Annotated in this window: 23 protein-coding genes; 17 read left to right on the top strand and 6 right to left on the bottom strand. The window is 43.2% G+C overall.

Annotated elements, in window-relative coordinates; genetic code table 11:
• Positions 1-185: 185 nt before the first annotated feature.
• Together PODO_RS17465 and aspA are read left to right on the top strand one after the other, a co-directional pair.
• A complete protein-coding gene (locus PODO_RS17465; protein ID WP_038571840.1) occupies positions 186-1,862 on the top strand; it encodes a hypothetical protein in 1,677 nt (558 codons plus the stop codon).
• A gap of 400 nt (positions 1,863-2,262) precedes the next feature.
• Entirely contained in the window at positions 2,263-3,687 is a 1,425-nt protein-coding gene (aspA, locus tag PODO_RS17460) for an aspartate ammonia-lyase (RefSeq protein WP_038574580.1), read from the top strand.
• A 148-nt stretch (positions 3,688-3,835) separates the two neighbouring features.
• Here aspA and PODO_RS17455 read toward each other — a convergent pair whose 3' ends face one another.
• Both PODO_RS17455 and PODO_RS32175 read right to left on the bottom strand, forming a co-directional pair.
• The gene (locus PODO_RS17455; RefSeq protein ID WP_038571837.1) at positions 3,836-4,378 is read right to left on the bottom strand and encodes a MerR family transcriptional regulator; all 543 of its coding nucleotides are present in this window, start codon (positions 4,376-4,378) and stop codon (positions 3,836-3,838) included.
• 23 nt (positions 4,379-4,401) lie between these two features.
• On the bottom strand, positions 4,402-4,533 hold the full coding sequence (locus tag PODO_RS32175) for a hypothetical protein (RefSeq protein ID WP_256716016.1): 132 nt from the start codon (positions 4,531-4,533) through the stop codon (positions 4,402-4,404).
• A 58-nt stretch (positions 4,534-4,591) separates the two neighbouring features.
• Here PODO_RS32175 and PODO_RS17450 point away from each other — a divergent pair, with 58 nt between their 5' ends.
• From PODO_RS17450 to ybaK, 5 genes are all read left to right on the top strand, one after another.
• Positions 4,592-5,212 carry a bifunctional transcriptional activator/DNA repair enzyme AdaA gene (locus PODO_RS17450; protein ID WP_036688314.1) on the top strand — a complete coding sequence of 207 codons (621 nt, stop codon included), beginning with the start codon at positions 4,592-4,594 and terminating at the stop codon, positions 5,210-5,212.
• Positions 5,202-5,735, top strand: a complete 534-nt coding sequence (locus PODO_RS17445) for a methylated-DNA--[protein]-cysteine S-methyltransferase (protein WP_036688312.1) — start codon at positions 5,202-5,204, stop codon at positions 5,733-5,735. Before PODO_RS17450 ends, PODO_RS17445 begins: the two co-directional genes overlap by 11 nt.
• Positions 5,732-6,550: an SPL family radical SAM protein gene (locus tag PODO_RS17440; protein ID WP_036688309.1), complete on the top strand. Its 819-nt coding sequence runs from the start codon at positions 5,732-5,734 to the stop codon at positions 6,548-6,550. The genes PODO_RS17445 and PODO_RS17440 overlap by 4 nt, the downstream gene beginning before the upstream one ends.
• Positions 6,551-6,635: 85 nt before the next feature.
• Complete coding sequence (locus PODO_RS17435) at positions 6,636-6,887, top strand: YolD-like family protein (protein ID WP_036688306.1); 252 nt, start codon at positions 6,636-6,638, stop codon at positions 6,885-6,887.
• 100 nt (positions 6,888-6,987) lie between these two features.
• Positions 6,988-7,461: a Cys-tRNA(Pro) deacylase gene (gene ybaK / locus PODO_RS17430; RefSeq protein WP_036688304.1), complete on the top strand. Its 474-nt coding sequence runs from the start codon at positions 6,988-6,990 to the stop codon at positions 7,459-7,461.
• Here the strand turns inward: ybaK and PODO_RS17425 are convergent.
• From PODO_RS17425 to PODO_RS17415, 3 genes are all read right to left on the bottom strand, one after another.
• Positions 7,450-8,202: a YdcF family protein gene (locus PODO_RS17425; RefSeq protein WP_036688302.1), complete on the bottom strand. Its 753-nt coding sequence runs from the start codon at positions 8,200-8,202 to the stop codon at positions 7,450-7,452. The two genes, ybaK and PODO_RS17425, sit on opposite strands and share 12 nt — an antisense overlap.
• Before the next feature lie 61 nt (positions 8,203-8,263).
• Positions 8,264-9,499, bottom strand: coding sequence for an MFS transporter (locus tag PODO_RS17420; protein ID WP_038571831.1), 1,236 nt, complete (start codon positions 9,497-9,499; stop codon positions 8,264-8,266).
• Positions 9,500-9,655: 156 nt separating this feature from the next.
• Positions 9,656-10,138 carry a MarR family transcriptional regulator gene (locus PODO_RS17415; protein WP_036688298.1) on the bottom strand — a complete coding sequence of 161 codons (483 nt, stop codon included), beginning with the start codon at positions 10,136-10,138 and terminating at the stop codon, positions 9,656-9,658.
• Between the two features lie 324 nt (positions 10,139-10,462).
• Between PODO_RS17415 and PODO_RS17410 the strand changes: the two genes are divergently transcribed.
• The 5 genes from PODO_RS17410 to PODO_RS17390 all read left to right on the top strand — a co-directional run bounded on the left by PODO_RS17410 (position 10,463) and on the right by PODO_RS17390 (position 17,290).
• Positions 10,463-12,064, top strand: coding sequence for a response regulator (locus PODO_RS17410; protein WP_038571828.1), 1,602 nt, complete (start codon positions 10,463-10,465; stop codon positions 12,062-12,064).
• 32 nt (positions 12,065-12,096) lie between these two features.
• The gene (locus tag PODO_RS17405) at positions 12,097-13,878 is read left to right on the top strand and encodes a cache domain-containing sensor histidine kinase (protein ID WP_038571825.1); all 1,782 of its coding nucleotides are present in this window, start codon (positions 12,097-12,099) and stop codon (positions 13,876-13,878) included.
• A gap of 202 nt (positions 13,879-14,080) precedes the next feature.
• Complete coding sequence (locus PODO_RS17400; RefSeq protein ID WP_036688291.1) at positions 14,081-15,430, top strand: ABC transporter substrate-binding protein; 1,350 nt, start codon at positions 14,081-14,083, stop codon at positions 15,428-15,430.
• An 83-nt stretch (positions 15,431-15,513) separates the two neighbouring features.
• Complete coding sequence (locus PODO_RS17395) at positions 15,514-16,452, top strand: carbohydrate ABC transporter permease (protein ID WP_038571821.1); 939 nt, start codon at positions 15,514-15,516, stop codon at positions 16,450-16,452.
• Position 16,453: 1 nt separating this feature from the next.
• On the top strand, positions 16,454-17,290 hold the full coding sequence (locus tag PODO_RS17390) for a carbohydrate ABC transporter permease (RefSeq protein ID WP_174890042.1): 837 nt from the start codon (positions 16,454-16,456) through the stop codon (positions 17,288-17,290).
• 76 nt (positions 17,291-17,366) lie between these two features.
• On the opposite strand, the gene PODO_RS17385 is transcribed toward PODO_RS17390, so the two are convergent.
• Positions 17,367-18,281 carry a helix-turn-helix domain-containing protein gene (locus PODO_RS17385; protein WP_038571818.1) on the bottom strand — a complete coding sequence of 305 codons (915 nt, stop codon included), beginning with the start codon at positions 18,279-18,281 and terminating at the stop codon, positions 17,367-17,369.
• A 173-nt stretch (positions 18,282-18,454) separates the two neighbouring features.
• On the opposite strand from PODO_RS17385, the gene PODO_RS17380 reads away from it, so the two are divergent.
• From PODO_RS17380 to PODO_RS17360, 5 genes are all read left to right on the top strand, one after another.
• Positions 18,455-20,566: a glycoside hydrolase family 52 protein gene (locus PODO_RS17380; protein WP_038571817.1), complete on the top strand. Its 2,112-nt coding sequence runs from the start codon at positions 18,455-18,457 to the stop codon at positions 20,564-20,566.
• A 221-nt stretch (positions 20,567-20,787) separates the two neighbouring features.
• Positions 20,788-21,825, top strand: a complete 1,038-nt coding sequence (locus PODO_RS17375; protein WP_038571816.1) for an ROK family transcriptional regulator — start codon at positions 20,788-20,790, stop codon at positions 21,823-21,825.
• A gap of 10 nt (positions 21,826-21,835) precedes the next feature.
• Positions 21,836-23,038 carry an MFS transporter gene (locus PODO_RS17370; protein ID WP_038571815.1) on the top strand — a complete coding sequence of 401 codons (1,203 nt, stop codon included), beginning with the start codon at positions 21,836-21,838 and terminating at the stop codon, positions 23,036-23,038.
• A gap of 65 nt (positions 23,039-23,103) precedes the next feature.
• Positions 23,104-24,195, top strand: a complete 1,092-nt coding sequence (locus PODO_RS17365; protein WP_038571814.1) for a glycosyltransferase family 2 protein — start codon at positions 23,104-23,106, stop codon at positions 24,193-24,195.
• Complete coding sequence (locus PODO_RS17360) at positions 24,195-24,812, top strand: glycerol-3-phosphate acyltransferase (RefSeq protein ID WP_038571813.1); 618 nt, start codon at positions 24,195-24,197, stop codon at positions 24,810-24,812. The genes PODO_RS17365 and PODO_RS17360 overlap by 1 nt, the downstream gene beginning before the upstream one ends.
• Positions 24,813-24,965 lie beyond the last annotated feature (153 nt).

Genomic DNA, 24,965 nt, shown 5'->3' with positions numbered 1-24,965 from the left:
TACACTTTAGTCCATTTATGTTCATTTTACAAGTACTAATCTTTTCTCTTTCGTTTATTTATGTTTATTTATTGGTTTTTCCAATTGCAAAATGAACGGAAAGTGTGCACAATAGAGCTATTATGCTCGATTTTCATGAATGCCGGAAGATGATATAAAACTGAAATGATGGAGGTTGAAAAGTAATGCCGGGGTTGAAAAATATCCAGAGTACTTATAAGGAACGTCAGCAAGAAATTATTTTTAATATAGCACTGGAAGCGGAGCAACGCTCTTTATTGGAAAGTGGACTCTGGTTCCATGATGATGTGCGAAATAACTTTTATTATGCTTCGTATCTTTTTGCAGCGGCTGTTGATGATTCATTTGAGCTGCCTTTTGATCGTGAGCAAGCGAAACAGAAAGCACAGGATGTGCTGCTGGAGATCTTAATGCTTCAGAACCGGCAGCCTGGCACGGAGTTATACGGCCATTGGCCACTCGGATTAAATCCAGTGCCGCGAGATGCGTCACCGCATGAGTTACCAGTGGAGCTTATGGGCAACCTGCTGGCGTATTTTTGCAAAAGATACGGAGGAGCATTAAACGCTCAACTTCGCATAGTTCTGAATACAGCGTTTGGACATATTTATCGCAGTGATTTCTACCGTAAGCCGGTGGTTACTTTTGGGCATCATGAAGCTAAATATACAGCTGCTAAGCTGATTTTTGGCACCATGTTTGCGGATGAAATATTGCTTGAGGATGGCCGGCAGAGTCTGAAGGATACACTGGCTTATATTCGTACTAAAGGGATGCCGGAATACGGCAGTCTTCCGTGGTTTTGGCATTGGGTGCAGGCATTCACCTGTGCGTTGGAACTTGTCCCGCCTGAGGATACGGAGCTTACTACAAGCCTTAAAGAAATGCTTGACCATTTATGGAATGTACGAGCTGAATTCTATCTGCGTGGCGCTTGGGTTGGTGCGCATTCTAGAGGCTGGCCGCATGATGTTCCCGGCGATGCTAATGTGCTTCATGATTATGTTCAGTTTGGAGATTTCCAGCTGCCTGAGATGATGCCGCGCACGGAGTATGCCGGTTTATTATTCTATCAAGCATCCGATGAAATATTAGCCGCAGCCATGAATCACCAGTCACCAGTGGAAGTAAGGAAGATTACTCAGAAGGTTGTCCCAACGGATCCACAGCCGCAGCCTTTGCTTCATTCCTATGCTTATATTACAGAAGAGTTTGCAGCAGGCGGGATGTGGGAGCGGGTTGAGGAATTCGATAATGAGCAGCTTCGCTGGGCTTTTTCGTTACCTGTGAGTGGAGAGGGAGGCGCAAATCAGCTGTATTTCTTCCACCCGGGACAAGGCTACAATGAGGGAGATCCCCGCCATCAAAGCCGTTATATGGAGGTTCTCTATCACAAGAATGTCATCATTTCTCTATTCCCAATCCCCCAGGGTGAAAAGAATACGATCATCGGTGTACTTCCCCAAGGGGAATGGAAACAAGAGCCTAACACATTGTACGGGCAGGTTGGTGAGACGTATGTTGTTATTTATTTATCTCACTCTTATCAGCTGCAGGAACGGTCCAGATTCATAGAGGTATCAGTCGCAGGGATGCCGGGTGGTGTGATCGTTGAAGCATTGGGCATTAAGAAAGCTGCCGAATGTGGTATTATTGGTTTAGAGGCTTTTGCCGCAGCTATGGCTCATAAAGAAAGGAATTTCGAAGTGGGAGAGGTATTAGCAGCGAATTATATCAACATGGATGGTGAAAGCTTAGTTCTGAGTATTAGTAGGGAGTCAGAGTTACCGCAAGCTCAGCTTAATGGAATTCAGATCTCATTAGATCATTATTCAGTATAAAAAATACACAATTGCTGTGATAAATAGTAATCCGAGTCGGCCTTTTTGGCCGGCTTCTTTAATAAGGAGGTACATGAAAGGATGTGATGCCCCATTGCACAGCCCGCAATAGATACCTAAGTATCCGTAAACGTGATTTTGTCCAAAATACTTATAATTGGGGTGAGCGACAATTTATCTGGATAAACTAGACCTAACGATTTGGTAATTCAATCCTCCCTAAGCACATTTCCCTTTAGAATAGCGGTGTTAGGTTACTAAATAGTAATTAATTACATTAGACCCTATTTTTCTGAGAGACATTTGTCACAATAAAGGTTAATATCTAAGTGAGATAGAAATGATTGCGCTTACTTATTTTCTAATAAACCTAATCATAATGAATGCGAGGGATATAACAGTGATTGAAACTGAATTTCGTGTAGAAAATGACTTTCTAGGCAGTAAACAGGTAGATAAGAACGCTTATTATGGGATTCAGACACTACGCGCAGTCGAGAACTTTCCTATTACGGGCTATCGGGTTCACAAAGAGTTAATCAAAGCGATGGGGATTGTAAAAAAAGCCGCTGCGCTTGCAAATATGGAAGTTGGCCGTCTCTATGGAGGGCTTGGAGAGGTTGTAGTGAAAGCAGCAGAAGAAATCATCGAGGGTCAATGGCATGAGCAATTTATTGTAGATCCTATTCAGGGTGGTGCGGGTACCTCGTTAAATATGAATGCGAATGAGGTTATTGCTAACCGTGCTTTAGAACTGCTTGGCCATGAAAAAGGAGACTATCGTCACTTAAGCCCCAATTCACATGTAAATATGGCGCAGTCTACAAATGATGCGTTCCCGACGGCAATTCATATTGCCACACTTTCACTGCTGGAGCAGCTGCTTGTAACGATGCACAGAATGCATGATGTGTTTGCGGTAAAAGCGGATGAATTCGATCCTGTGATAAAAATGGGCCGGACACATCTTCAAGATGCAGTGCCGATTCGTCTGGGTCAAGAATTCGAGGCTTATCGCAGAGTGCTGGAAAGAGATATCAAACGTATTGAACATACACGCCATCATCTGTATGAAGTCAATATGGGGGCAACAGCAGTAGGTACAGGATTAAATGCTGATCCTCGTTATATTGAATTGGTTGTAGAGCACTTAGCTGAGATCAGTGAATTGCCGCTCGTAACGGCAGATCATCTCGTCGATGCCACCCAAAATACAGATGCATATACAGAAGTGTCTGCTGCCCTAAAAGTATGCATGATGAACATGTCCAAGATCGCTAATGATCTGCGATTGATGGCCTCCGGTCCGCGTACTGGGTTTAATGAGATTTCATTGCCTGCACGCCAGCCTGGATCTTCAATTATGCCGGGTAAAGTTAACCCGGTTATGGCAGAGGTCATCAATCAGGTGGCTTTTCAAGTCATAGGGAACGATCATACGATCTGTCTGGCTTCCCAAGCGGGTCAACTGGAGCTGAATGTTATGGAGCCTGTGCTTGTGTTCAATCTCATTCAGTCCATCAGTATCATGAACAATTCCTTCCAAGTCTTCACAGACTTCTGTCTGGCTGGGATTGAAGCCAATAAGGAAAAGCTTGAGCGGGACGTGGAGCGGAGTGTCGGAATCATTACGGCTGTGAACCCGCATCTGGGGTATGAAGTGGTATCGCGGATTGCTAGAGAGGCGATTTTGACTGGGGAATCTGTACGGGAATTGTGCATTAAATATAATGTGCTAACCGAAGAAGAGCTTAATCTGATTCTGGATCCTTACGAAATGACACATCCGGGGATTGCAGGAGCAGCTTTATTGCATAAAGAGTAGAATGTTCCGGAGGATCGAGCTTATTGTTAGGAAAAAGCAAACCCCTCGCCACCGTTTAGGGTGACAGGGGGAGATCCTAAATATGTTTTTACTTATATGAATCTACTTCGGGATTGTCTGAAGTAGGTTCTTTTTTTACATTTCAGGCTTAAAAGAAAAATAAAGAACGTAATAGGCCGCGTTTTCTTGGCGGAGCCGTTAGCCTGGTAGTGGTAGTGGACTGGGAATTTTCATAAGAGGTGAGCGGTTTGCCGTTAGACACTTGCAACGGTTCTATGGATGCCGCTATTTGCTTGATCATTATTCGTAGATCCTCAAGCTCCTCACGCTGCTGTAGCAGTTGTATCAATACTACTTCGTCGGCTTTTTGATCGAGTGCACGTTCAACATTGTTGATACGAGACAAGATATCCTTCATAGGCTCAGCATCTGTGTGCTGTAGTGGATTTTCCTGTTGTGATGTGGCAATTTGCTGCTCATTCGTGAGTGTGAGTTGTATACATTCCAAGGCTTCTCCGTGATTAATACGGTCTTTAATATGATTGAGCAGGTCGATTTGCTGCTCTGAGAAAACATAATGGCCAAATCGGTCTTTTGGAAAAAAATCAGGGAACATGGCAGCCCAACGTTTAATTGTTGTTATACTAACTGACATCAGCTCTGCGGCATCTTTTGTTTTTAGAATATCCATTTCGATTCCTCCAGTTCACGTAGTCATGTTATGAGTAATATTCGTTGTCCAGCAGCGGCTCCCTGCACGGTTGACAAAGGTAGTGCGTATTCGCTAAACAAAGTGTAATTACGAGCAATCTCACCCTTTTGGATTTCACTATCTTGCTTTTCCATTCCAAATTGAGTACAGATGAGCCTGCTCAGGGGTATAATTGCATTAGAGGTGAAGGCGATGAACAGGATTGAAGATGAGGAACAAATGACTGAGGAGCAATGGCAGGCTATTTTGCAAAACGATGTTGCTTATAACGACATATTTTTTTATGCGGTGAAGACTACAGGAATTTTTTGTCGACCCTCTTGCAAATCCAAAGCACCCAATCGGGAGAATGCGTGTGTTTTTCAGAATGCTGAACAAGCGCTGGCTGCCGGATTTCGTCCTTGCAAAAGATGTAAACCGACAGGTGAGCGTCTTCCTGATAAGGAATGGGTAGCTGTGATGACGGAATACATTGATCATAATTATATGGCCCCCCTCTCCCTTGAAACGTTAGCTGAGGTATGTCATGGCAGTCCTTATCATTTACATCGAACCTTTAAAAAAGTAACAGGAATCACTCCCGTGGATTATATACAGCAAAAGAGAATCGCTAAGGCATCTGATTATTTGCTTACTACAGAGCAGGCAGTTGCTGAGATTGCATTACGCGTGGGTCTGCCCAATACGTCATATTTTATTACTTTATATAAGAAAAAAACGGGGTATACGCCCACACAGTTTCGTCAGCTTAACAAACAGAAAGTAACGTTGGCTTCTGATTTTATTTTGGAGGGACCGAATCATGGAGAATAAAACAAATGCTATTCTATACTGGACATTATTAACCGATAAGGACTGGAGTTTTTATATTGCTGCCACAGAGAAGGGGTTAAGTTATGTGGGTTCGCAGCAGCAACCCTTTGAGGAATTAAGTGAATGGGTTAGACGTCGTTTTCCGGGGAGTGAACTGGTGCAGGACGATGAGAAGATGGCGCCTTATGTGAGGGAGCTTAGTGAATATTTGCAAGGGAACCGGCAGAGCTTCGGCATTCCTTTTGATTATCAGGGTACTCCTTTTCAGCTTGCGGTATGGAAGGCGTTATGTGAAATTCCATATGGGCAAACCTGGTCCTATTCGGATATTGCTACACATATTCAAAAACCAGCTGCGGTGCGCGCGGTAGGGACTGCCATTGGTGCGAATCCGATTCTGATTACGGTGCCCTGCCACCGGGTTATTGGTAAGAATGGGACATTAACAGGATACCGGGGTGGTTTGGATATGAAGACCAAGCTACTCCAATTGGAGAGAGGAGAGTATACAGCAGATATATGAAAATAGAGTCCAATTACACCTCCCCAAAAACCTTGCTGAATAAAGGAACAGGTTATCTGTCAGGCTACAGTCATTCCTTAAATCCATATACGGGCTGCACTTACGGCTGTTCCTATTGTTATGTGCGCCAGATGCCTGTCTCGCTGTTCCGCAAAGAGGAGTGGGGGACGTGGGTAGATGTTAAACAAGAAGCGGCTGTGATTTTACAAAAAGAACTGCACAAAGCGAAGGCGAAAGGTCCCGTCTCTATTTTTATGTCGTCAAGCACAGATCCCTATCAACCGGTAGAGCACAAGGAACAGGTGACGAGATCTTTACTGGAGGTTATGGTACAAGACCCGCCCGATTTCCTATTCGTGCAGACCCGTAGTCCGCTGGTTCGCAGAGATATAGATTTATTAATACGTTTAGAGGATAAGGTTCGAGTAAGTATAACTATAGAAACAGACCGTGAAGATATTCGGCAAAAATTCACACCAAGCGCTCCACCCATTGCGGCAAGACTGAAGACGTTACAGCTTCTACGTGAAGCTGGCATCCCTGTTCAAGCTACTATAGCGCCAGTACTGCCAAGCAGTCCAGCTTTTCCAGCGACCTTAAGGGCTTTGGTGGATAGAGTCTGTGTGGATGACTATTTTATGGGCGACGGCAGCGGCGGCAAACGCACACGGAGATTAGGGATTTATTCCCTATATGAAGAGCTGCAACTGGAAGATTGGTATGATCCTGCAGCCTATCGCAGAGTGTATGAAGGACTTCAGCAAGTTTTTTCCGAAGAGGAGCTATTCTTGAGCCAGAAGGGGTTCGAGCCTTAATCTGAAACATGGTATAATAAATGAGAGCATTCATACTTAGTATTTAATATACTTAATATCCGTAATAGCTTATTGGAGGATTAGTGTGGCAAAAGCAAAGGTGGCCAAGCGGCCCACAAGAGATGAATTTGTGCTTGAGGAGTTAGGTAATCAGTTAGTTGAAGCTAAGCAAGAAGGTTCTGAGATTTTATTGACCGTATGGGGAAAAGAAGAAGAGGTACGCGGCATGATCGTGGAAATGGATTCGCGAACCGGGAAAGTACACCTCAGTAACCATGAAGAAATCATAAAAGTTCCTTTTATGGATATCATGCAGGTTAATTATCCCAGAGATTAATGGGCACGGCAGCAACAGGAGGTCCTGAAAGCTATATTAGCTTTGGGGCCTCTTTGATCATAAAGTTAAGGAATAGAGGATATTGAAAGGTAGGTCAACAATGCAAGTAACCAAAACCAACGCAATGCGAATGCTGGATGCCAAAAAAATCGGCTATAAAGTGTTCGCTTATGACAATGAAGATGGACTCATCCATGGCACGGCTGTGGCTGAGAAGATTGGAAAGGCGGCAGAGACGGTTTTTAAAACGTTGGTCGCTCATAGCGGTGCGAATCTTTATGTATTTGTTATCCCGGTTGCCGAAGAGCTGGATCTCAAAAAGGCGGCCAAAGCCGCCGGAGAGAAAAAAATTGAGATGCTACCAGTAAAGGATCTGCAGAAATGGACAGGCTATATCCGCGGTGGTTGTTCACCTGTTGGAATGAAAAAGCTGTACCCTACGTTCATTGACAGCAGTGCAGAAGGGCTGGACACGATGGCTGTCAGCGCTGGGAAGATTGGCCAGCAAATGGACGTAGCCCCACAGTTACTCGCTGAGGTTGTGCATGCGAAGTTTACAGAACTAATCAAATAGCCGAGCAGCAAGCTGGCCTAAATATTCCTTCAATGCTAACCCTGTTGTGGAGATCGCTCCTGGGGAGGGACTGAACTTGGCGGGCTGCAGTGCAATATCAGCGCTGGCGATATAATCCGTAGGATAGGCTTGCGCTGTTAGCCCCGCATTCTTAAAGTGCAACATCGCTCGGGACATATGAAAACCTGAAGTAACTAGTATAGGTTTTTTAAGTCCGGTTTGTTGCAGGATGGCTGCGGTATTTACAGCGTTTTGCTCCGTGTTGAGGGATTGATTCTCGATCAGGATATCCTCTTCGGGTATGCCGAGACCCAGTAGTTGTCTTTGCGCGATATCCGCTTCATTACCACTGTCGGAGAATACTTGTCCGCCAGAAAATAAGATTGGCAGACCTGTCTGCCGATGGAGGCGAACAGCAGTAAGCAGGCGATTTGCTGCTGATCCGTATAAATTGCCCTCGCCATCTATATCCGGTGTGCCAGAGCTGGCGCCCCCGCCGAGTACGACGATGACATCTCCTTGCAAAGTATCCGGCTGCGGATATTTCCGTTCTAGACTGCCGATCAGCGCATCGCTGACTAAGGGTGTCATGGAGAAATACATTAATAGTGTAACCCCGAGTAGAACTAGTGCTGGCCGGCGGTTTTTTTTCCATAACCAAATGACTAGACCTAGCAGAAGCACGATAAACAGACCGGGAGGAAGCACAAAGCTGTATACAAATTTGATGATGTAAATCAACAGTATCAACCGCCTTCTAAAAATATAAGTTCAGGTTGTATTGTAACATGAGATTGCAAGATTACATATTTACACGCGTATCCTTATACAAAACGGATATTGCCGCAGCTATCAGGATCATCCCCATAAAAGCGGGTGCGGCATGACCAAGTGATACATAAATTTGACCTCCAATGACAGGTCCAATCATTCTGGCTAAAGCCTGAATAGATTGGCTACCTCCTTGAATCCTTCCTTGTTCACTAGAATCGACAGACTTGGAGAGCATCCCATTGAATGAAGGCCCAAAAATCGAATCCCCAAAACCAAATATAAACATTCCAGCGATAAAAAGCGGATAGTATGAGAACAAAGCAGATAGCGCAATGAGACTGTAGCCTATAATCTCCGAAACCATTCCAAGAATTGCGATCTGTTTATCACTAAGTTTCAGCAAAAGCTTAGGCATGATGAAACCCTGTGAAAGGATGTCTTGGAAGCCCATAATTGAAAACATCAGTCCGATTAGTGCAGGCTTCCAGCTGAAAGTATCCATTGTGAATTGTGAAAAAACAGCCTGTAAAGATCCGTTGGGTATCCAAAGTAAGAATGCTGAGACCAGTAGCCTTTTTAAGTTTTTTATGGACAATATGCTTGCAAGCTGTGTAAATGGATTCAGTCTTACCAAGGTAATTTCTTTCAGTCTATTGTTCTTGTCAAGGCTCTCAGGCATAAAAAAGAATCCGTAAAGAACATTCAATAAGGTTATTATGGCTCCAAAATACATGGGTACAGAATAACCAAACTTGGCAAGTAATCCGCCTAGCGTTGGACCAATGACGGTACCTACACCTACTACCGCACTCACCCAGCCAAAGTATTTAGTTCTCTGTTCTGGAGGAATGATATCAGCAAAATAGGCGAAGATAGTACCTATGCTTCCGCCTGTTATACCTTCTATTATGCGTCCAACAAAAAGTACCCATAACGCTCCTCCTATCCCAAAAACAAAGTACCCAATTGCGGAACCTAAAAGGCATACCAAAAGTAATGGACGACGCCCGTATTTGTCACTCAAAGCTCCAAGTGCAGGGGCTGCAAAAAATACGCAGACTGCATAAACAGAGGTCAGCAGTGTGACAACTATAGCCTGTTCTCCCGGATTGCTTATATAAGGCTGCACTAAAAAGGGGACAACGGGCATGATGATACTGAAGCCTATTCCGCACAGAAACACAGAGATCAAACCGAAGATTAGAGCGTGTTTATCTACGGATTGATCTATGTTCTGTTTATTATGTGATCTGAATTTGAACATTAAATTCTCTCCTCAAAAGTTGATGTTTTGATTCCTTGGAAACAAATTTGATACATCACCATTTTTATCACGGTTTTGTTTCCGTGTCAACAAAATATTGAACATAAAAATGCAGCCTTACTCATAAGAGCCCGGCTGCATGGAGTTTCATTTTCATTATTCGAATTTATTCGGATTAAAATCTATACCCTGTTTCTTTATTTCTGCATCCAAATGCCTACTATACTTTTCTACGAAGCTAAGCATACTGTCAAATTGCTCCTCAGTTACCTGCTCAAATACGGCTTTATCCCGCTCTTGGAACTCTTTGTGCAGGTCCTCATGGATTTTATAAATTACTTTCCCTTGCTCAGTAAGCTTAAAATAGATTTCTTTTTTGTTATCCGATTTTTGGTAGCTTTCGATGAGGCCCTTTTGGATGAGCTTCTTAGTTAATTTACTTATGGCACCGCGAGTCATATAAAAGGACTCTGCAAGTTTTGTGACGTTGGACTCTGCATTTTTTTCAATGTATTCGATGCAATGTACTTCAGAAGGTTTATAACCCTTAAGACTGTCTTCCATCTTATCCTTATTAAGCCAAACCATCTTGTTATATACGTCCCTGAAACCCATCATGACCTGATCTTCTTTGTTCATGGCCTGTCCTCCCAGCGCTCTTACATTAACAAATTATATTGATTTTTTGTTTCTATTTCAACAATATTAAAGTAGAGGATAGTTTGTTTTATTGAACTTTAGATAAAAATAACAGGTGAGCAGTAACGGAGGAAGTTCAAACATTCCCCGCAGTTACGCCCACCACCTTTTTAAGCTTAGATAAATTAATCTTAAGAAACTGCGGTTTCTTCTTAAGAAAGTTCATCCGCTTGAAGCTGCACCAAAGATTGTTTGTCTGTTATCATAAGATTAAGATGATTGGACAGCTGTGGGATGATTTCTCGAAGGTAGGAGGACTGCATAATGAAGAGTATCCGGGTACTGCTCGCAGATGATGAACCGGTGATTTTGCGAGGCCTAAAAAAACTGATTTCATGGGAGAAGCTTGGACTCACCATTGTTGGAGAGGCCAGTGATGGAATCGAGCTAAAACAACAGATCGAGGATTGTGGTCCTGATCTGATTATTAGTGATATAAGCATGCCAGGATATACAGGGATTGATATCATCCGCGAGATTCATGAAGCTGGCAGAGCAGTGAAGGTTATTTTTATAAGCGCTTATCAAGAGTTTACGTATGCCCGTCAAGCACTGCAATATGGTGCGCTGGATTATTTGGTGAAGCCCGTGAACAAAAACCAGCTGGAACAGGTTGTGAGCAAAGCCGTTTCCCTTATTCGTCAAGAAACAGAAGGCGAGCGCAACAAAGAGAAGCTGAACCATTATGAACAGAGAAACCGCAGATTAACGATCGAAGAATTGCTCGACAAGCTGACGGACGGCAATAAGGGGACAGCAGACACCTTGCTTGATATGGGGATTATTGCGCTAAGTCGCTACGTCAGTATTTGTTTGGTAGAGACGGACGAATCGTCGGGGCAGCCTTCCAGATGGGAAGAACGCGAACGTAAGCTGATTGATTTTGCACTGTCTAACATTATTAAAGAAACCGTGGAGCAAAGCGATAATAGTTATATGTTCCGTAAAGGGGAACGTTTTTGTATCCTGCTCCAGCATGAGCATGCTGAGGAACCAGCGGGAATTGCCTTAGATCTACATGACAAAATCACAAGTTTTCTGAAATTAAAGGTGACCCTTGGAGTAGGCAATCCTGTTGACGGTATGGATGATGCTGATGAATCTTATCGTCAAGCTTTGAAAGCGCTAAATTATAAATATTTTACAGGGCCTAATCGTGTGATTTCTGTTAAAGAGAGCAGGTATGAGAGTGAATCATTGATTCAAACTCCGCTGCATGAAATCCAGTCCGCCCTTGGGATTGCCATGAAATCACAACATAAAGAACAAATTGAGCAGGAGTGCCTGCGATTATTTCAGACGATCCGGCAGATGGCAGACGGAAATAGAAACCAAGCCGTTTCTACCGTATACAATACATTTTTGCAGCTTGAACAGGAGCTTATTCAATTTGGTGTGGAGGCAGGGCCCTCACTTCAGGATACAAATCCGATTCTTGAACGATTGGCTAATTATTCTACCTTTCAAGAGGTGGAGGAAGATTTCCGTGTGCTTTTGAGCAAAATGTCTGGGCAAATTGCCAGTCGCATGGGCAATAAGGAACTGAAGCAGCTTTCCCAGGTGAAGGCTTATATTGAGGAGCATTATCCAGAAAATATTACACTGGAATCTATGGCAGGGATGATGTTTATGAATTCCTATTATTTCAGCAGCTTTTTCAAAAAACATACCGGACAGAACTTTAAGAATTATGTCACTGAGGTGAGGATGAATCATGCCCTTCGTTTATTGCTGCAAAGCGATATGATGGTTTATGAGATTGCCGATAGTGTAGGCTACAACAATGCCCGGCATTTTAGCGATATGTTTAAGAAGAAATATGGCAAGCTGCCACAAGAATATAAGCAATCCTTCAAAAGCCAATAGTCAGATGGATAGCAAAGGGGATGCCTTCATTCATGTTTATCTGGGGCCGAAGATCCAAAAGTATATTTGTTAAATTCTCCGCTTCCTTTTTATTAGTCGGCTTAATTCCGCTTTTTGCACTTAGTTACATTTCTGTGCAGACTTTTTCCGGATATGTCGAGCGTTACACAACAAGTAATTTGCAGCAAATGGTACTATATATGAGCTATAATCTGAATTCTGCCTTCAATCAGTACAATGAGGTCTCTAAGCTGATGTATACGGGACGATATGAAGGTTTTATCGAGAGTTATTCACAGAATCAAACCTATAATGTAAATGAGCTGGAGCAGATCAATACGATTCCTATTGAAACCTTTCTAAAAACAGTTCTCTACAGTGATTCCTACATCACCAGTGTTTATTTTCATAGGGAGTCAGACGATAAGCTCTACTATCAGGAAAAAGAAAACAGAGGGGTCAACTTTGATCTGCTGCCTTATCAAGAGTGGTTAACTAAAATGGCTCCAAATCCTTCACAAGTGGCAATTTTCCCTACCCATTCCGAAGAATATTACACAGGTTCAAAGCGCAGTGTGTTCACTATCGGCCGTACTTTAATTGATATTTCTGGGCGTGTTACCAAAGATCCCAAGATAGTAGGGACCTTGTTTATGGACGTGGATGTTTCGTTATTTAATCAGTTCTTCAGAGAATTAAATCTGGGGGGACAGGATGAATTATTTCTGCTGGATGGCGACGGAAATGTATATTTCACGAATGAGACAAGGTCAGCGAATGGAGAATCTTTTCGGGCTAAAAAGGACGAGGAGATGATTGTTCTCAGTGAAGAGATTCCTTTTCTTAAAGGCACGGTGACTGCCAGAATTCATCGGGCGAATTTATTCGATCAGCTTTTTTCAGCCCGTACGACGGTGTTTATAGCGATGTTTATTTGTGCGATTGCAATGATCATCATGGGCGTCTGGTTCTCTAGGCGGCTGGCTGCTCCGATTCGGAACTTAATTAAGCAAATGGCTATCGTAGAATCCGGTAATTTGGATACCCAGATGGTCGTGAACAGCAATGATGAAATGGGTAGACTTAGCCATGGTTTTAACCGAATGGTCGAGCGTTTACAAGCCTATATCGATGAAGCTTACGTTGCCCAGATCAAGCAGAAGCAAACGGAGTTAAATGCTCTGAAAAGCCAGATTCGTCCGCATTATTTATACAACACCCTGGAAGTCATTCGAATGAATGCGGTGGATAAAGATAATGATGAGGTCGCAGATATGATTTTATCGCTCTCTAACCAGTTGAAATATGTAATCGACTATGGAGAGGATAGGGTAAGCATACGACAGGAGCTGGAGCATCTACGGGATTATTTCTATATTATCTCTGTGCGGTATGAGAATAAATTTGAGCTTGTAGTCGATCTCTCACCCGAAGTGGATCTGAACTGGTACATTCTGAAATTGTCACTTCAGCCGATAGTTGAAAATGCTATCCAGCATGGCTTGCGCAGTCAAGGCAGAGGGACAGTTGGATTGACGATCGAAAAGAAAGATGAAATGTTGTTGGTTACGATCTATGATGATGGAATCGGTATGAGCAAGGAAAAGGTACAGCAGTTGGCTGAAACCTTGGAAGAGCCTAGTTCGCCTAGCAAAAATGTTGGACTAAAAAATGTACATGAACGAATTCGTACAGTGTACGGTGCAGAATACGGATTATCCATCAGCAGCCGGGAGCATATTGGGACATCGATTCTATTGTTGCTTCCGATTGTAGAGGACCCTTATAAAATCTCAGATTCGGTGAATGCGTAAAGGATGGACGATGAACGGAAGACTGCGGTCTTCCGTTCTTTTTTTACTTATTCTTAAATTCACCGCATATCCCGCTTAAAAAAGTTCATTCTAACTATTTATAAGGAATGCTATTCTATTAGCAACGGAAACGCTTTCGAGAGATGATGCGCACATCTTGCTTCAGTTTCCACGGTTCACTAAAAGGGGAGGCTATTATGATATGTACAAAAAAACAATGATGAAACTATCCGTATTGTTACTCGCCACTACAACAGTTTTGACTGCTTGCGGTGGAAATAATAATAATGCAGGGAGTAAGGCAACCGATACGCCAGCATCCGAAACGCCTTCAAATACACCGCAAGAGACCAAAAAAGAGGTTAGCTTTACGATAGGTTACGCCTCCGGAGATCCGGCCACCAAAAAAGCAATCTCAGATACGGTCAAAAAGTTTACAGCAGCTAATCCGAATGTCACTATTAAAGATTTGAGCGAAACTTCATCCGCTGCCTATCTTGATTGGCTTAAAACAAAGGATGCTGTGGGTGAATTCCCGGACCTGGTGGAAATGCGTGATACAGAAGTTTTTGCCGATGCGGGTAAGATTGTAGAGCTGCCTTCCGATCTGCTAGATTTGTTCGAAGCCCCACCACAAGTGGATGGTAAGGTGTGGAACGCACCGCTGCAAGTGAACGCTCCCCAAGGGATTATCTACAGCAAAAAAGCATATGCGGATGCAGGGATCACCGAGCTTCCAAAAACCTATGACGAATTCATCGCCATCCAAGAGAAATTGAAAACATCGGGCATTACTCCGATTGTAGTAGGTGGAAAAGATATTTTCCATATGGGTTTCTGGGTTAACAAATTCCTGATTGATGAGGTCTACTCGAAAGATGCAGATTGGAATTCCAAACGTACCGCTAAAACGGTCAGCTTCACAGATGCTAATGTAGTTCAAGGCATAACGGACTTCAAAGAATTGTTCAAGAATTATGTAGATAAAGGTTGGCTCAGCACGGGCGACAATCAGACCGCTTCGATTCTTGTTTCTGGCAAAGCAGCACAATTGTACTCCGGTACGTGGATGTTTACACAAATCGCTGAAGCGGACCCGAACTTTGAATTTGGCTTCTATGCTCTTCCTGACCGTGAAGGGAAAATCAATGTCATAGGTCTTCCGTCACCTGCAGGCTGGTCTTTATCGGCTGAAGCCGCTAAGGATGCAGACAAAACAGAAGCCATCAAAGACTTTATCCGTTTCTTCTTCGCCCCAGAACAGTATTCGAACTATTTAGCAACCATAAATGCGATTCCTTCAACAAAAGAGAAAGTAACCTATGACACAAGTGAACAAATGCAAGTGGCTTTGGATCTTATTGCTGACCCGAATGTAGTGAAATCCTTGGCGATCAATAACTGGTGGGGAGACAATCTAATCCCTCCACAGTTCCGTAACTGGTACTACAAGCTGTTGCAGGATCTCGTGGTAAAAGATGGAGATGTAGCGAAGTACATGAAAGATGCGGATACAGAGTATGACAACCAAGTGAAAGCTAATCAGATGTAAGAGCAGCGCCTGATCGAGCAACCTCTGCTGCTGCAGAGGTTCTCTTTTTAACAAGCGCGGTCTTTAAGGGAGGGAGAGTAGCCATGGCTACATCCGCAGTAAATGCTGACAAGTCATTGATAGGCACTGTGCAGCAGAAAAAGAAAAGGAAAAAATGGCAGTCCTACGCTCTGCTGTTCATATTACCATCATTTATTTTGTACACCTTGTTCGTTATCGTCCCAACGGTTGGGAGTGTCTATTTAAGCTTCACCTCATGGGATGGCATTAGCGAAAACGTAAGGTATATCGGCTTCGCTAACTTTGTGGAAATTTGGAATAGTCCAAGGGTGCATAACGCACTGAAAAATACGATGATCATGACCATTTCACTTGTTGTTCTAGAGAATATTGCAGCAATTGCAATGGCTATGATGGTCGATAAGGTACGCTGGTTCCGGAATTTATTCAGAAGTGTATTTTATTTCCCTACGTTGCTTAGTGGGATCGTAATGGGTTTCGTCTGGGCGATGATCCTGAATTACAACTTTGGTGTATTTAATCAGATCCTGGAGTCTGTTGGACTCGGAAGCTGGATTGTGGATTGGTTGGGCAATCCTAAATATGCGATGCTGTCGATTATTTTGTCTACCGTTTGGAAAGGCGCGGGTTATTATATGATCATTTACCTCGCTGGATTGCAAGGCATTCCGCAGGAATTAAATGAGGCGGCCAGTATTGATGGGGCAGGGGGCTGGCAACAGTTCCGGCATATTACCTTTCCGCTGCTTGCGGGGTCAATGACTGTATGTATGGTATTATCGATGATCAGCGCCTTGAAGATTTTTGATCAGATTGCCGTCATGACCGATGGTGGTCCGGGCTTTGAGACGGAGACATTAACTTATATTATTTATAAAGTCGGGTTTGGTGAATTAAGACAAGGTTTTGGTACTGCACTGGCGATGGTCTTGTTCTTAATCATACTCATCATTACAGTCTTCCAAGTGAAGGTTCTCCAGAAGCGGGAGGTGCAGCTCTAAGATGACGATGCAGACACGCAAAAGAGTTGGGCAAATCGCACTTTTCATTGTTACATTATTAGTGGCTATTATCTTTTTCTTTCCTATTTTCTTTAATTTAATGTCAGCCTTCAAGAGTAATGCAGAGATTATGAAGGATGCAATCGCTTTTCCGAAAACCCTTTATCTGGACAGCTTTAAATATCTGTTAACCGAAACAGAGTTTCCACGGGCTATTCTGAATAGTCTGATTTTGACAGCAGTTTCTATTGCGGCACAGGTCTTGATTATTCCGATGGCGGGCTACGCAATTGAACGCAGAAATGCCAGATGGACTCGGTTCATATTCGTTTACTTTTTAGCAGGAATGATGATCCCTTTTCAGGCGTATATGATTCCTCTGTTTAAAGAGCTTAGAATGCTGGGGTTATACGGCAGCCTTGCCGGTCCAATTCTAATTTATGTAGCCGGTGCGGTGGGGTTTGGATGCCTGCTGTATACAAGCTTTGTCAAAGGCATTCCTAGAGAAATTGAAGAAGCGGCGGAGATCGACGGATGTTCTCGTTATGCGATATTCTGGAAAATTGTTTTCCCGCTGCTAGGACCCGTCACAGCCAGTATGGTGGTCTTAAACGGACTTGGAATCTGGAATGATTTCCTGATGCCGATGCTGGTATTGCCTTCAGGACAGGCTAAAACTATGGTCGTGGAAATTTACCGTTATATCGGAGAATTCTCCTCACGTTGGGATATGATTTTTGCAGGAACAGCAATGTCGGTTGTACCTGTGCTGATTGTGTTTATCGCTTTGCAGAAGTATTTTGTTAAGGGGATTGCGTCTGGTGCAACGAAGGGTTAATTCATAAAAGGGATATATCCTGTAATCACTTAGTGGGCTGCGGGGTACATCCCTTTTTTTGTAAGCGAAACAATCACTAAAGCGTATTTGGATTCGCGGTTAAACGGCGGTAGCCCATTGGCGGGAGACCTGTCCAGCGTTTGAATTGCTTGCTGAAATGGGACACATCCCGGTACCCCAGCCGGTGGGCGACCGATTCGACAGATAGGTTATTATCCATTAGCAGCAGTTTGGCGTGACGAATGATCAAGCGGGATAAATATTGTCTTGGCGACATGCCATAAATTTGGTGAAAAACACGATTGCAGTGAGTTGTACTGTATCCAAGCTTTGCCGCAATGTGCTCAATACCGCCGCCTCTTTCGCCTGTGCTTGCAGCGGTGGAGACAGATTCTTGCAGCAGTCCTTCGATCGCGTTAGCTAGAGCGACGGTATTTTCCGTAGCCTCAGTATCTGTCAGAAGGGGCATTTCCGAAAGTACCCAGCCGCTGAGCGCGGTTAGAAGTTGCAGCGAAGCATGCAATGTAATCAGACGATTTCTGTGTGTGTCCTTTGACTCTGACAGAATGGAAGAATTAATGATCACATCTAGAGCGGAACGAATGGCTCGCAGCTCCGGGGTATTCCCACTTAGACTAACAGCGTCTGCTGTTAATAATGCTCGCCGTAAAATCAGATCATCAATATCAAAATGCAGGCAGTAATAAGTCATGTCACGACTAGCATTCGAACCGAGGCTGCTATGTTCTACACCGGGACGAATGAATAAAATATCACCGCTTTGCTGGATAAAAGATTTATTGCCGACCGTCATATGTTGCTCACCCTGCAGTACAACGTTAATCTCAAACATGGGATGAGTGTGTACGGGATATTGCCAATCCGGATTTACTTTTCTCCAATGCGCGGCGAAGATATGGAAAGCCGCTTGAATGTCTGGAGCCATCTGGCCATCAATAGAATTATGAAAAGCGGGATCATTCGAGATCATTTCAATCCTCTTTTACTGTAAAGTTTGGCTTCATTATAACATAGGTTTTTGTTGATGTTTGATTTGCCCAAATAATAGAAGGCTTTAACCCTGTTGCACTTCCGGAAAGATCGATAACATGGAGATATAGCCCGGTAGTATCCGGGACCATGCTGGAAGGAGTGTTATTATTAATGTCGCATAATCAATTTTTTAATGCCCATCATTCACCGATCGGTGCATTTGCGAGTTTCACTTTAGGATTCAAAGGAGCTAGTGGAGGTTTCGATCTGGAGATTGGAAAACCACCTAGACAAAATATATTCATAGGATTAGAACGTGCTGATGGGAAGGGATATGACACACTGCCATTTCATGAGATCGGAGGAGAGGACGAGAGCAAACGCTATGATATCGAGAATCCGGATCCTAATCCTGACAAGGAGAATATTCTGTTCCCTTTTCAAGAGCGTGAGATTTCTAGAGATTTTCATATAGCCACAGACAGCTGGAGTTCGGGTGATTTGACCTTCCGGATTCTGTCCCCCGTTCGTTCTGTACCCGATCCAGAAACTGCCTCTATAGAAGAAATGAAGGATGTACTGCTGCCTGCAGTGCTAATTGAACTCGAAGTGGACAACACCTCATCCGCAACCTCGCGCCGTGCATTCTTTGGTTTTCAGGGAACAGATGTGTATAGCGGAATGAGAAGACTGGATGATGTATCATCGGAGATTACTGGCGTTGGCCAAGGAAGATTTATTGCAATTGCTGCGGAAAAAGGAACTGCAAAGTCCGCACTGCACTTCACAATGGAGGATATTCTAACGGAGGAGCTGCAGGAGAATTGGACCTTTGGGCTGGGACGAGTCGGTGCTTTGATCATGGATGTTCCAGCCAGAGTAAAAGAAACTTACCGCTTTGCTATCTGTTTTCACCGTTCAGGTTATGTCACCTCAGGAATTGATGCTTCTTATTACTACAATCATTATTTCAACAATATAGAGGCAGTGGCTGAATATGCATTATCCAGATTTGATATCCTTAAGCAAGAAGCGGAGCAAGCTAACGATAGATTTACTCATGATGACCTATCCGCAGATCAAACCTTTATGTTAGCGCATGCGATTCGTAGTTATTATGGCTCCACGCAATTGCTGGACTACAAGAATAAGCCATTTTGGATCGTCAACGAAGGCGAATACCGGATGATGAATACCTTCGATCTTACCGTCGATCAGTTATTTTATGAGCTGCGTTTGAATCCTTGGACTGTACGTAATGAACTGGATATGTTCGTGGAAAGATTCAGCTACGAAGATACGGTGCGTTTCCCGGGTGATGATACAGAGTATCCGGGTGGAATTAGCTTCACACATGATATGGGTGTAGCCAACGTAGTTTCACGTCCGGGATATTCTGCTTATGAGGTCTATGGCATTGATGGTTGTTTCTCACATATGACACATGAACAATTGGTTAACTGGGTGCTGAGTGCAGCAACTTATGTAGAGCATACAGGCGACCGGGGTTGGATGGAACGTAATCTCAGTATTATGGAGAAATGCCTGAATAGCATGGTAAATCGCGATCATCCAGATCCTGAACAAAGAAATGGTGTCATGGGGCTTGATAGCTCACGTACGATGGGCGGAGCAGAAATTACTACGTATGACAGTCTGGATGTGTCTTTAGGTCAGGCTCGTAACAATATTTATCTGGCAGGAAAATGCTGGGCTGCTTACTTGGCTATGGAGAAAATATTTGCAGAGCTTGGGCGTGCGGAACAGTCCAAAACAGCAGGTGATCAGGCTGAAAAATGCGCCGCAACAATGGTGGCAAGTGTTACAGCAGACGGGTATATTCCGGCTGTCATTGGAGAAGGCAATGACTCTAAGATCATTCCGGCTATCGAAGGCCTTGTGTTCCCTTACTTTACAGGCTGCAAAGAAGCTCTTGATCGTAATGGACGGTTCGCCGCCTATATTGGCGCACTCGACAAGCATCTGCATGCGGTGTTACAGCCGGGAGTATGCTTATTCGAAGACGGAGGCTGGAAAATCTCCTCAACTAGCAACAATAGCTGGCTCAGCAAAATCTATCTCTCCCAGTTCATCGCCCGCAGCATTCTGGGATTGGAATGGGAGGAACGGGGAGCGGCAGCGGATCGTGCTCACGTAGCTTGGCTTACCCATCCGGAGTTGTCGATTTGGAGCTGGAGCGATCAGATTATTTCCGGTGAGATCACGGGCAGTAAATATTATCCGCGTGGCGTTACAGCGATTTTGTGGTTAGATGAGAAATAAGAGTAGATAGTTTCAATAAGTAGAAACGGAATATGCAAAAATACTAAGAGGGGGCTACCCCTCTTTTTTGCTGTGTCGACGCTCCCTCCTTGATTCAATCTACCCCCTACTGAAGGGTCTTCATTCAAGAATTAACTTGTCGATAGATCTAATTGCTGCTATAGTCATACTGACTTATTAAATGCGTTTAATAAGTCAGTATGACTATAGGTGGGAGAGCCATGGCGAGTGAGAAACGACTTCCTTCACTGCAAATGAAATCTGAAATTATCCGAAATATTCGAACAGCATTATTAGAACTAGGAAAAGCAACGAAGGCAGAGTTAAGCCATAAATTACAATATAGTTTCCCGACGATAAGTAAATTTCTAATGCAGATGGAAGAGGCAGGGGAAATAACGGTCAGCGGTCTGGATGAGTCAAGTGGTGGAAGAAGGGCAATAAGATATGCCTACAATCCGAATTATCGGTTAGGTATGGCTATTTTTTTGGAAAAAAATGAAACGAATTATACCATCTATAATTGCATTGGTGAGGTAATCAAAGAAGGGAGTTTGCCCAGTATTCTTGAGGAAGATGTTAGTAAACTGGTCACGCTTATTGAAGATGAAAAAAAGGCCAATCCTAAAATCCATTCTGTGGCTATTGGAGTTCCAGGTGCGGTGAATCATGGGCAGATTTTTCTGATTCCGGGTTATGAGAAATATCAGAATTTAGATTTGAGAAAACACATAGAAGATCAACTATCCATTCCGACAATCGTGGAAAATGATATGAATGCGGCTGTAATCGGCTATATGACGCAACGAAATTTGAAAGAGAATACTTCTCTAATGTATCTGTATTTAGGGAAAAATGGTCCGGGAGCTGGGATCGCGGTCAATGGTGAAATTGTGCGAGGAAAGACGTTTTTTTCAGGGGAAGTTCAATTCTTGCCCCAGTATGACAATAGAAATTTCATAGAGGCATTAACTGGAGATCCTGGTGGATCAAATATGCAATCGAATCAAAGCGTGGATGCGATTAGTCGATTAGTGGCTACTATGACTTCTATTTTGAATCCGCATTATATTATTTTTTGTGAGGATGAATTAGCTCCAGCTATGCTTAATCAAATCGCTGAGCGAAGTGCCACATACGTTCCGAAGGAGCATCTTCCAGCGTTAGCGGTGAGTAACTTGAAGCGTGATTATCTGAATGGATTACAAAGTCTTGGATTAGGATTATTAGTTTCACAACAAATAGATGAGAACAATTAAGGAGATAACTATGGCAACTTTTTTTCTTATTATTATTTATTTAGCCTTTATTAGTTTAGGCTTGCCAGATTCATTGCTTGGATCCGCTTGGCCAGTGATGAGAATGGACTTAAATGCTTCATTAGGTACGGCTGGAATTCTTTCGATGGTCATTGCAGTAGGCACAATAGTGTCCAGTTTGATGAGTGGCATTATCCTTAAACGTTTTGGTACGGGGAAAGTGACTCTTGTTAGCTGCATCATGACTGCTGTAGCGTTGCTTGGTTTTGCATGGTCACCTTCGTTAGTGTGGTTAATTGTTGCTGCGATTCCACTCGGTTTAGGTGCGGGATCTGTAGATGCCGGATTAAATAGTTATGTTGCTACGCACTATAAAGCCCATCATATGAGTTGGTTACATTGTTTCTGGGGAGTGGGCGCCACGCTGGGTCCTATTATTATGGGCTCTTTTATCTCTGGTGAAGGTCTATGGCGGCAAGGTTATCTTACGGTTGCTTACATACAATTGAGCTTAGTCATTATTCTATTCGTTACACTGCCTTTATGGGATAGAGTGGCTGGGAGTAATAACCACCCGAATGCTGAAAGTGATCCCGAGTTCAATCATCCGGAGCTAGAGCATGCCGGAGAGAACACAAAACCTTGGAAATTAAGAGGGGTGAAGCTAGCGATGTTAACCTTTTTATTTTATTCTGCCATAGAAACGAGTATGGGGTTATGGGGGAGCAGCTTTCTTGTAAACATTAAAGATATTCCTGCATCAACTGCAGCGACATGGGTATCGTTTTTTTATCTAGGGATTACCTTTGGTAGAATGGTGACGGGTTTCATTACTTTTAAAATGAGTAATAAACAGCTAATTCGATATGGTCAACTCATTGCTTTAATCGGTACGGTGCTGTTAGTATTGCCGCTTCCAACTATAGTTTCACTTGTAGGATTTATGATTATAGGTTTAGGGTTAGCCCCCATTTTTCCGTGTATGCTACATGAAACCCCTGTACGATTCGGGAAGAGACATGCTCAGTCAATTATGGGCTTTCAGATGGCAACAGCTTATACCGGCACCACGCTGATGCCGCCTTTTATCGGCTTATTAGCTTCGAAATTCACGCTGGGTATTTTTCCTGCGATGATCGTTTTTTTTGCCATCGTTATGCTCTTGTGTACAGAAAAGCTTAATCATTACTCAGCAAAAGTAAATGTCGGTTAAATTTGAATTGAATATATTACGGACTAACCCTTCATATATATAGCTATAGGAGGGGGGAGCTGTACATGTGGTTGTTAATTATTATAGGTGTTGGATGTCTCTCCGGTTTTATATTGTTTAGAAAGAATATATTGGCCGCTGATCAAGAATATTTTCAAGGACCGGAGAAATTGTCCATCATCATCCCCGCAAGGAATGAAGAATATAATTTGCGTTTTCTGCTCGACTCACTCCAGCTCCAAACCATTACCCCCTATGAAATTATTGTTGTGGATGACTTCTCGGAGGATCGGACCAAGGAAATTGCCGAAAGCTATGGAGTTAAGGTTATTGCAAATAGCAGTCTCCCTGAGGGATGGACGGGCAAGAGCTGGGCAGTATGGAATGGATATTTGCAAGCCTCGGGCGATATTTTTGCTTTTCTGGATGCAGATATCCGGTTAAAGCCTAACGCTCTGGCCTCATTATTAAAAGCAAGGGAGCTATCGAAAGGTGTCATTTCGGTAGTTCCTTTTCATCATACAGAAAAGCTGTTTGAGAAACTTGCCTTAATTATGAATATGCTGGGGATCTTCACATTCACATCTATTTTTGAAAAGAATAACGCCAAAAAAGGATTATACGGTTCGTGTATTCTAGCTTTAAGGCAGGATTATGAAAAAGTTAATGGACATCAAAGCATTAAATCTGAAGTGCTGGATGATTTGTCTTTAGGAGAGAAGTTTATCGCGGCAGGTGTTCCCATTAGGAATTTTATCGGTTATGGCTTAGTATCTTTTCGTATGTATCCGAAGGGGATAAAAAGTGAAATTGAAGGCTTCAGTAAAGGGGCTGTCTTAAGCACCTCAACCTTAAGCCCGCGGACGATTATTCCAATTGCACTTTGGGTGGTCGGGCTCATCATCTCAGAAACTGTGTTTATTTTTGCGAATACTTCTTGGGGATTGCCGTTACTTTTTGGTTATCTCCTTTATATGTTCCAGCTCTTTTATTTTATTAAATATGTAGGGGTTTTTGGCATCGTCATTCCAGTATTTCACGTGGTTGCTACTCTTTTCTTTATCTTGATTATGCTTTATTCGATATATCAGGTCGTTTTTCTGAGGCATGTAAGCTGGAAAGGAAGGCATATCCAGGTGGGAGGACATAGGGACTAATGATCATATTGTGGGTCGCGGGTTTATTTTTGTCGGGATCTCTTATGTTTTCCTATTGGCTTGGGTTAGCGCGTAAAAATAATTTAAAGGTCATAGGCGACGGTAATCCGGGGGCTTTGAATCTCTGGAAGTCATCTGGGTATAAATTCGGAATTTTTGGGGTGTTGTTGGATTTTTTAAAAGGATATCTGCCTCTTTTATGGGTAATGGGAAGCCATTATAGTCAGGGTTATTTCATTATTCCGCTTGCCTTAGCTCCTGTTGCGGGTCATGCCTTCTCTCCATTTCTTAAAGGAAAAGGAGGGAAGGCGATTGCCGTAACCTTTGGGGTATGGAGTGCATTGACAGGATTCAAAGCCTCTTTAGCGTTAGCGGTCATCCTTGCAGTGTTGAAAGTGCTCGGCAGCGGGTACAAAAGCAGAGGAAATTCACTTGTCTCGGATGGTGTGCAAGTGGTTAGCGGAATGCTGCTCCTTTTTGTCTATTTGTGCATCAGTAAGTGGTCTGCTCCTATCCTATGGGTATGGCTTGGGAGCTTTGTAATCCTTGTGTATACACACAGGTTAGAATGGATTACATGGGTGAAGGAATATTTAAAAAGGGAGCGGGGGCATTGAAGTTACTTTTATCTCGTATAGGTTAATAAACAGGTTTCCAGCGATTAATTTCGGGGAAGCCTGTTTTTTTCGGTTTTATAAGATGCGTTATCTTTAAACAGAAGATTTTATAATGGCTAAAGTTGGTGTATTTTAGTATCTTTAATTATAAAT

The sequence above is a fragment of the Paenibacillus odorifer genome, assembly GCF_000758725.1.
In the GTDB taxonomy this organism is placed as follows: domain Bacteria; phylum Bacillota; class Bacilli; order Paenibacillales; family Paenibacillaceae; genus Paenibacillus_AQ; species Paenibacillus_AQ odorifer.
The sequence above is the reverse complement of the archived record's forward strand: the minus strand, read 5'-3'. Positions and strand labels throughout refer to the sequence as shown.

Coding starts and splice junctions, on each gene's coding strand:
- PODO_RS17395 (WP_038571821.1), top strand. CDS start 15,514: ATGGCTACATCCGCAGTAAATGCTGACAAGTCATTGATAGGCACTGTG.
- PODO_RS17420 (WP_038571831.1), bottom strand. CDS start 9,499: ATGTTCAAATTCAGATCACATAATAAACAGAACATAGATCAATCCGTA.
- PODO_RS17370 (WP_038571815.1), top strand. CDS start 21,836: ATGGCAACTTTTTTTCTTATTATTATTTATTTAGCCTTTATTAGTTTA.
- PODO_RS17405 (WP_038571825.1), top strand. CDS start 12,097: ATGTTTATCTGGGGCCGAAGATCCAAAAGTATATTTGTTAAATTCTCC.
- PODO_RS17410 (WP_038571828.1), top strand. CDS start 10,463: ATGAAGAGTATCCGGGTACTGCTCGCAGATGATGAACCGGTGATTTTG.
- PODO_RS17450 (WP_036688314.1), top strand. CDS start 4,592: ATGAACAGGATTGAAGATGAGGAACAAATGACTGAGGAGCAATGGCAG.
- PODO_RS17365 (WP_038571814.1), top strand. CDS start 23,104: ATGTGGTTGTTAATTATTATAGGTGTTGGATGTCTCTCCGGTTTTATA.
- PODO_RS17360 (WP_038571813.1), top strand. CDS start 24,195: ATGATCATATTGTGGGTCGCGGGTTTATTTTTGTCGGGATCTCTTATG.
- PODO_RS17455 (WP_038571837.1), bottom strand. CDS start 4,378: ATGGATATTCTAAAAACAAAAGATGCCGCAGAGCTGATGTCAGTTAGT.
- ybaK (WP_036688304.1), top strand. CDS start 6,988: ATGCAAGTAACCAAAACCAACGCAATGCGAATGCTGGATGCCAAAAAA.
- PODO_RS32175 (WP_256716016.1), bottom strand. CDS start 4,533: ATGGAAAAGCAAGATAGTGAAATCCAAAAGGGTGAGATTGCTCGTAAT.
- PODO_RS17375 (WP_038571816.1), top strand. CDS start 20,788: ATGGCGAGTGAGAAACGACTTCCTTCACTGCAAATGAAATCTGAAATT.
- PODO_RS17445 (WP_036688312.1), top strand. CDS start 5,202: ATGGAGAATAAAACAAATGCTATTCTATACTGGACATTATTAACCGAT.
- PODO_RS17415 (WP_036688298.1), bottom strand. CDS start 10,138: ATGAACAAAGAAGATCAGGTCATGATGGGTTTCAGGGACGTATATAAC.
- PODO_RS17380 (WP_038571817.1), top strand. CDS start 18,455: ATGTCGCATAATCAATTTTTTAATGCCCATCATTCACCGATCGGTGCA.
- PODO_RS17465 (WP_038571840.1), top strand. CDS start 186: ATGCCGGGGTTGAAAAATATCCAGAGTACTTATAAGGAACGTCAGCAA.
- PODO_RS17390 (WP_174890042.1), top strand. CDS start 16,454: ATGACGATGCAGACACGCAAAAGAGTTGGGCAAATCGCACTTTTCATT.
- PODO_RS17385 (WP_038571818.1), bottom strand. CDS start 18,281: ATGATCTCGAATGATCCCGCTTTTCATAATTCTATTGATGGCCAGATG.
- PODO_RS17400 (WP_036688291.1), top strand. CDS start 14,081: ATGTACAAAAAAACAATGATGAAACTATCCGTATTGTTACTCGCCACT.
- PODO_RS17440 (WP_036688309.1), top strand. CDS start 5,732: ATGAAAATAGAGTCCAATTACACCTCCCCAAAAACCTTGCTGAATAAA.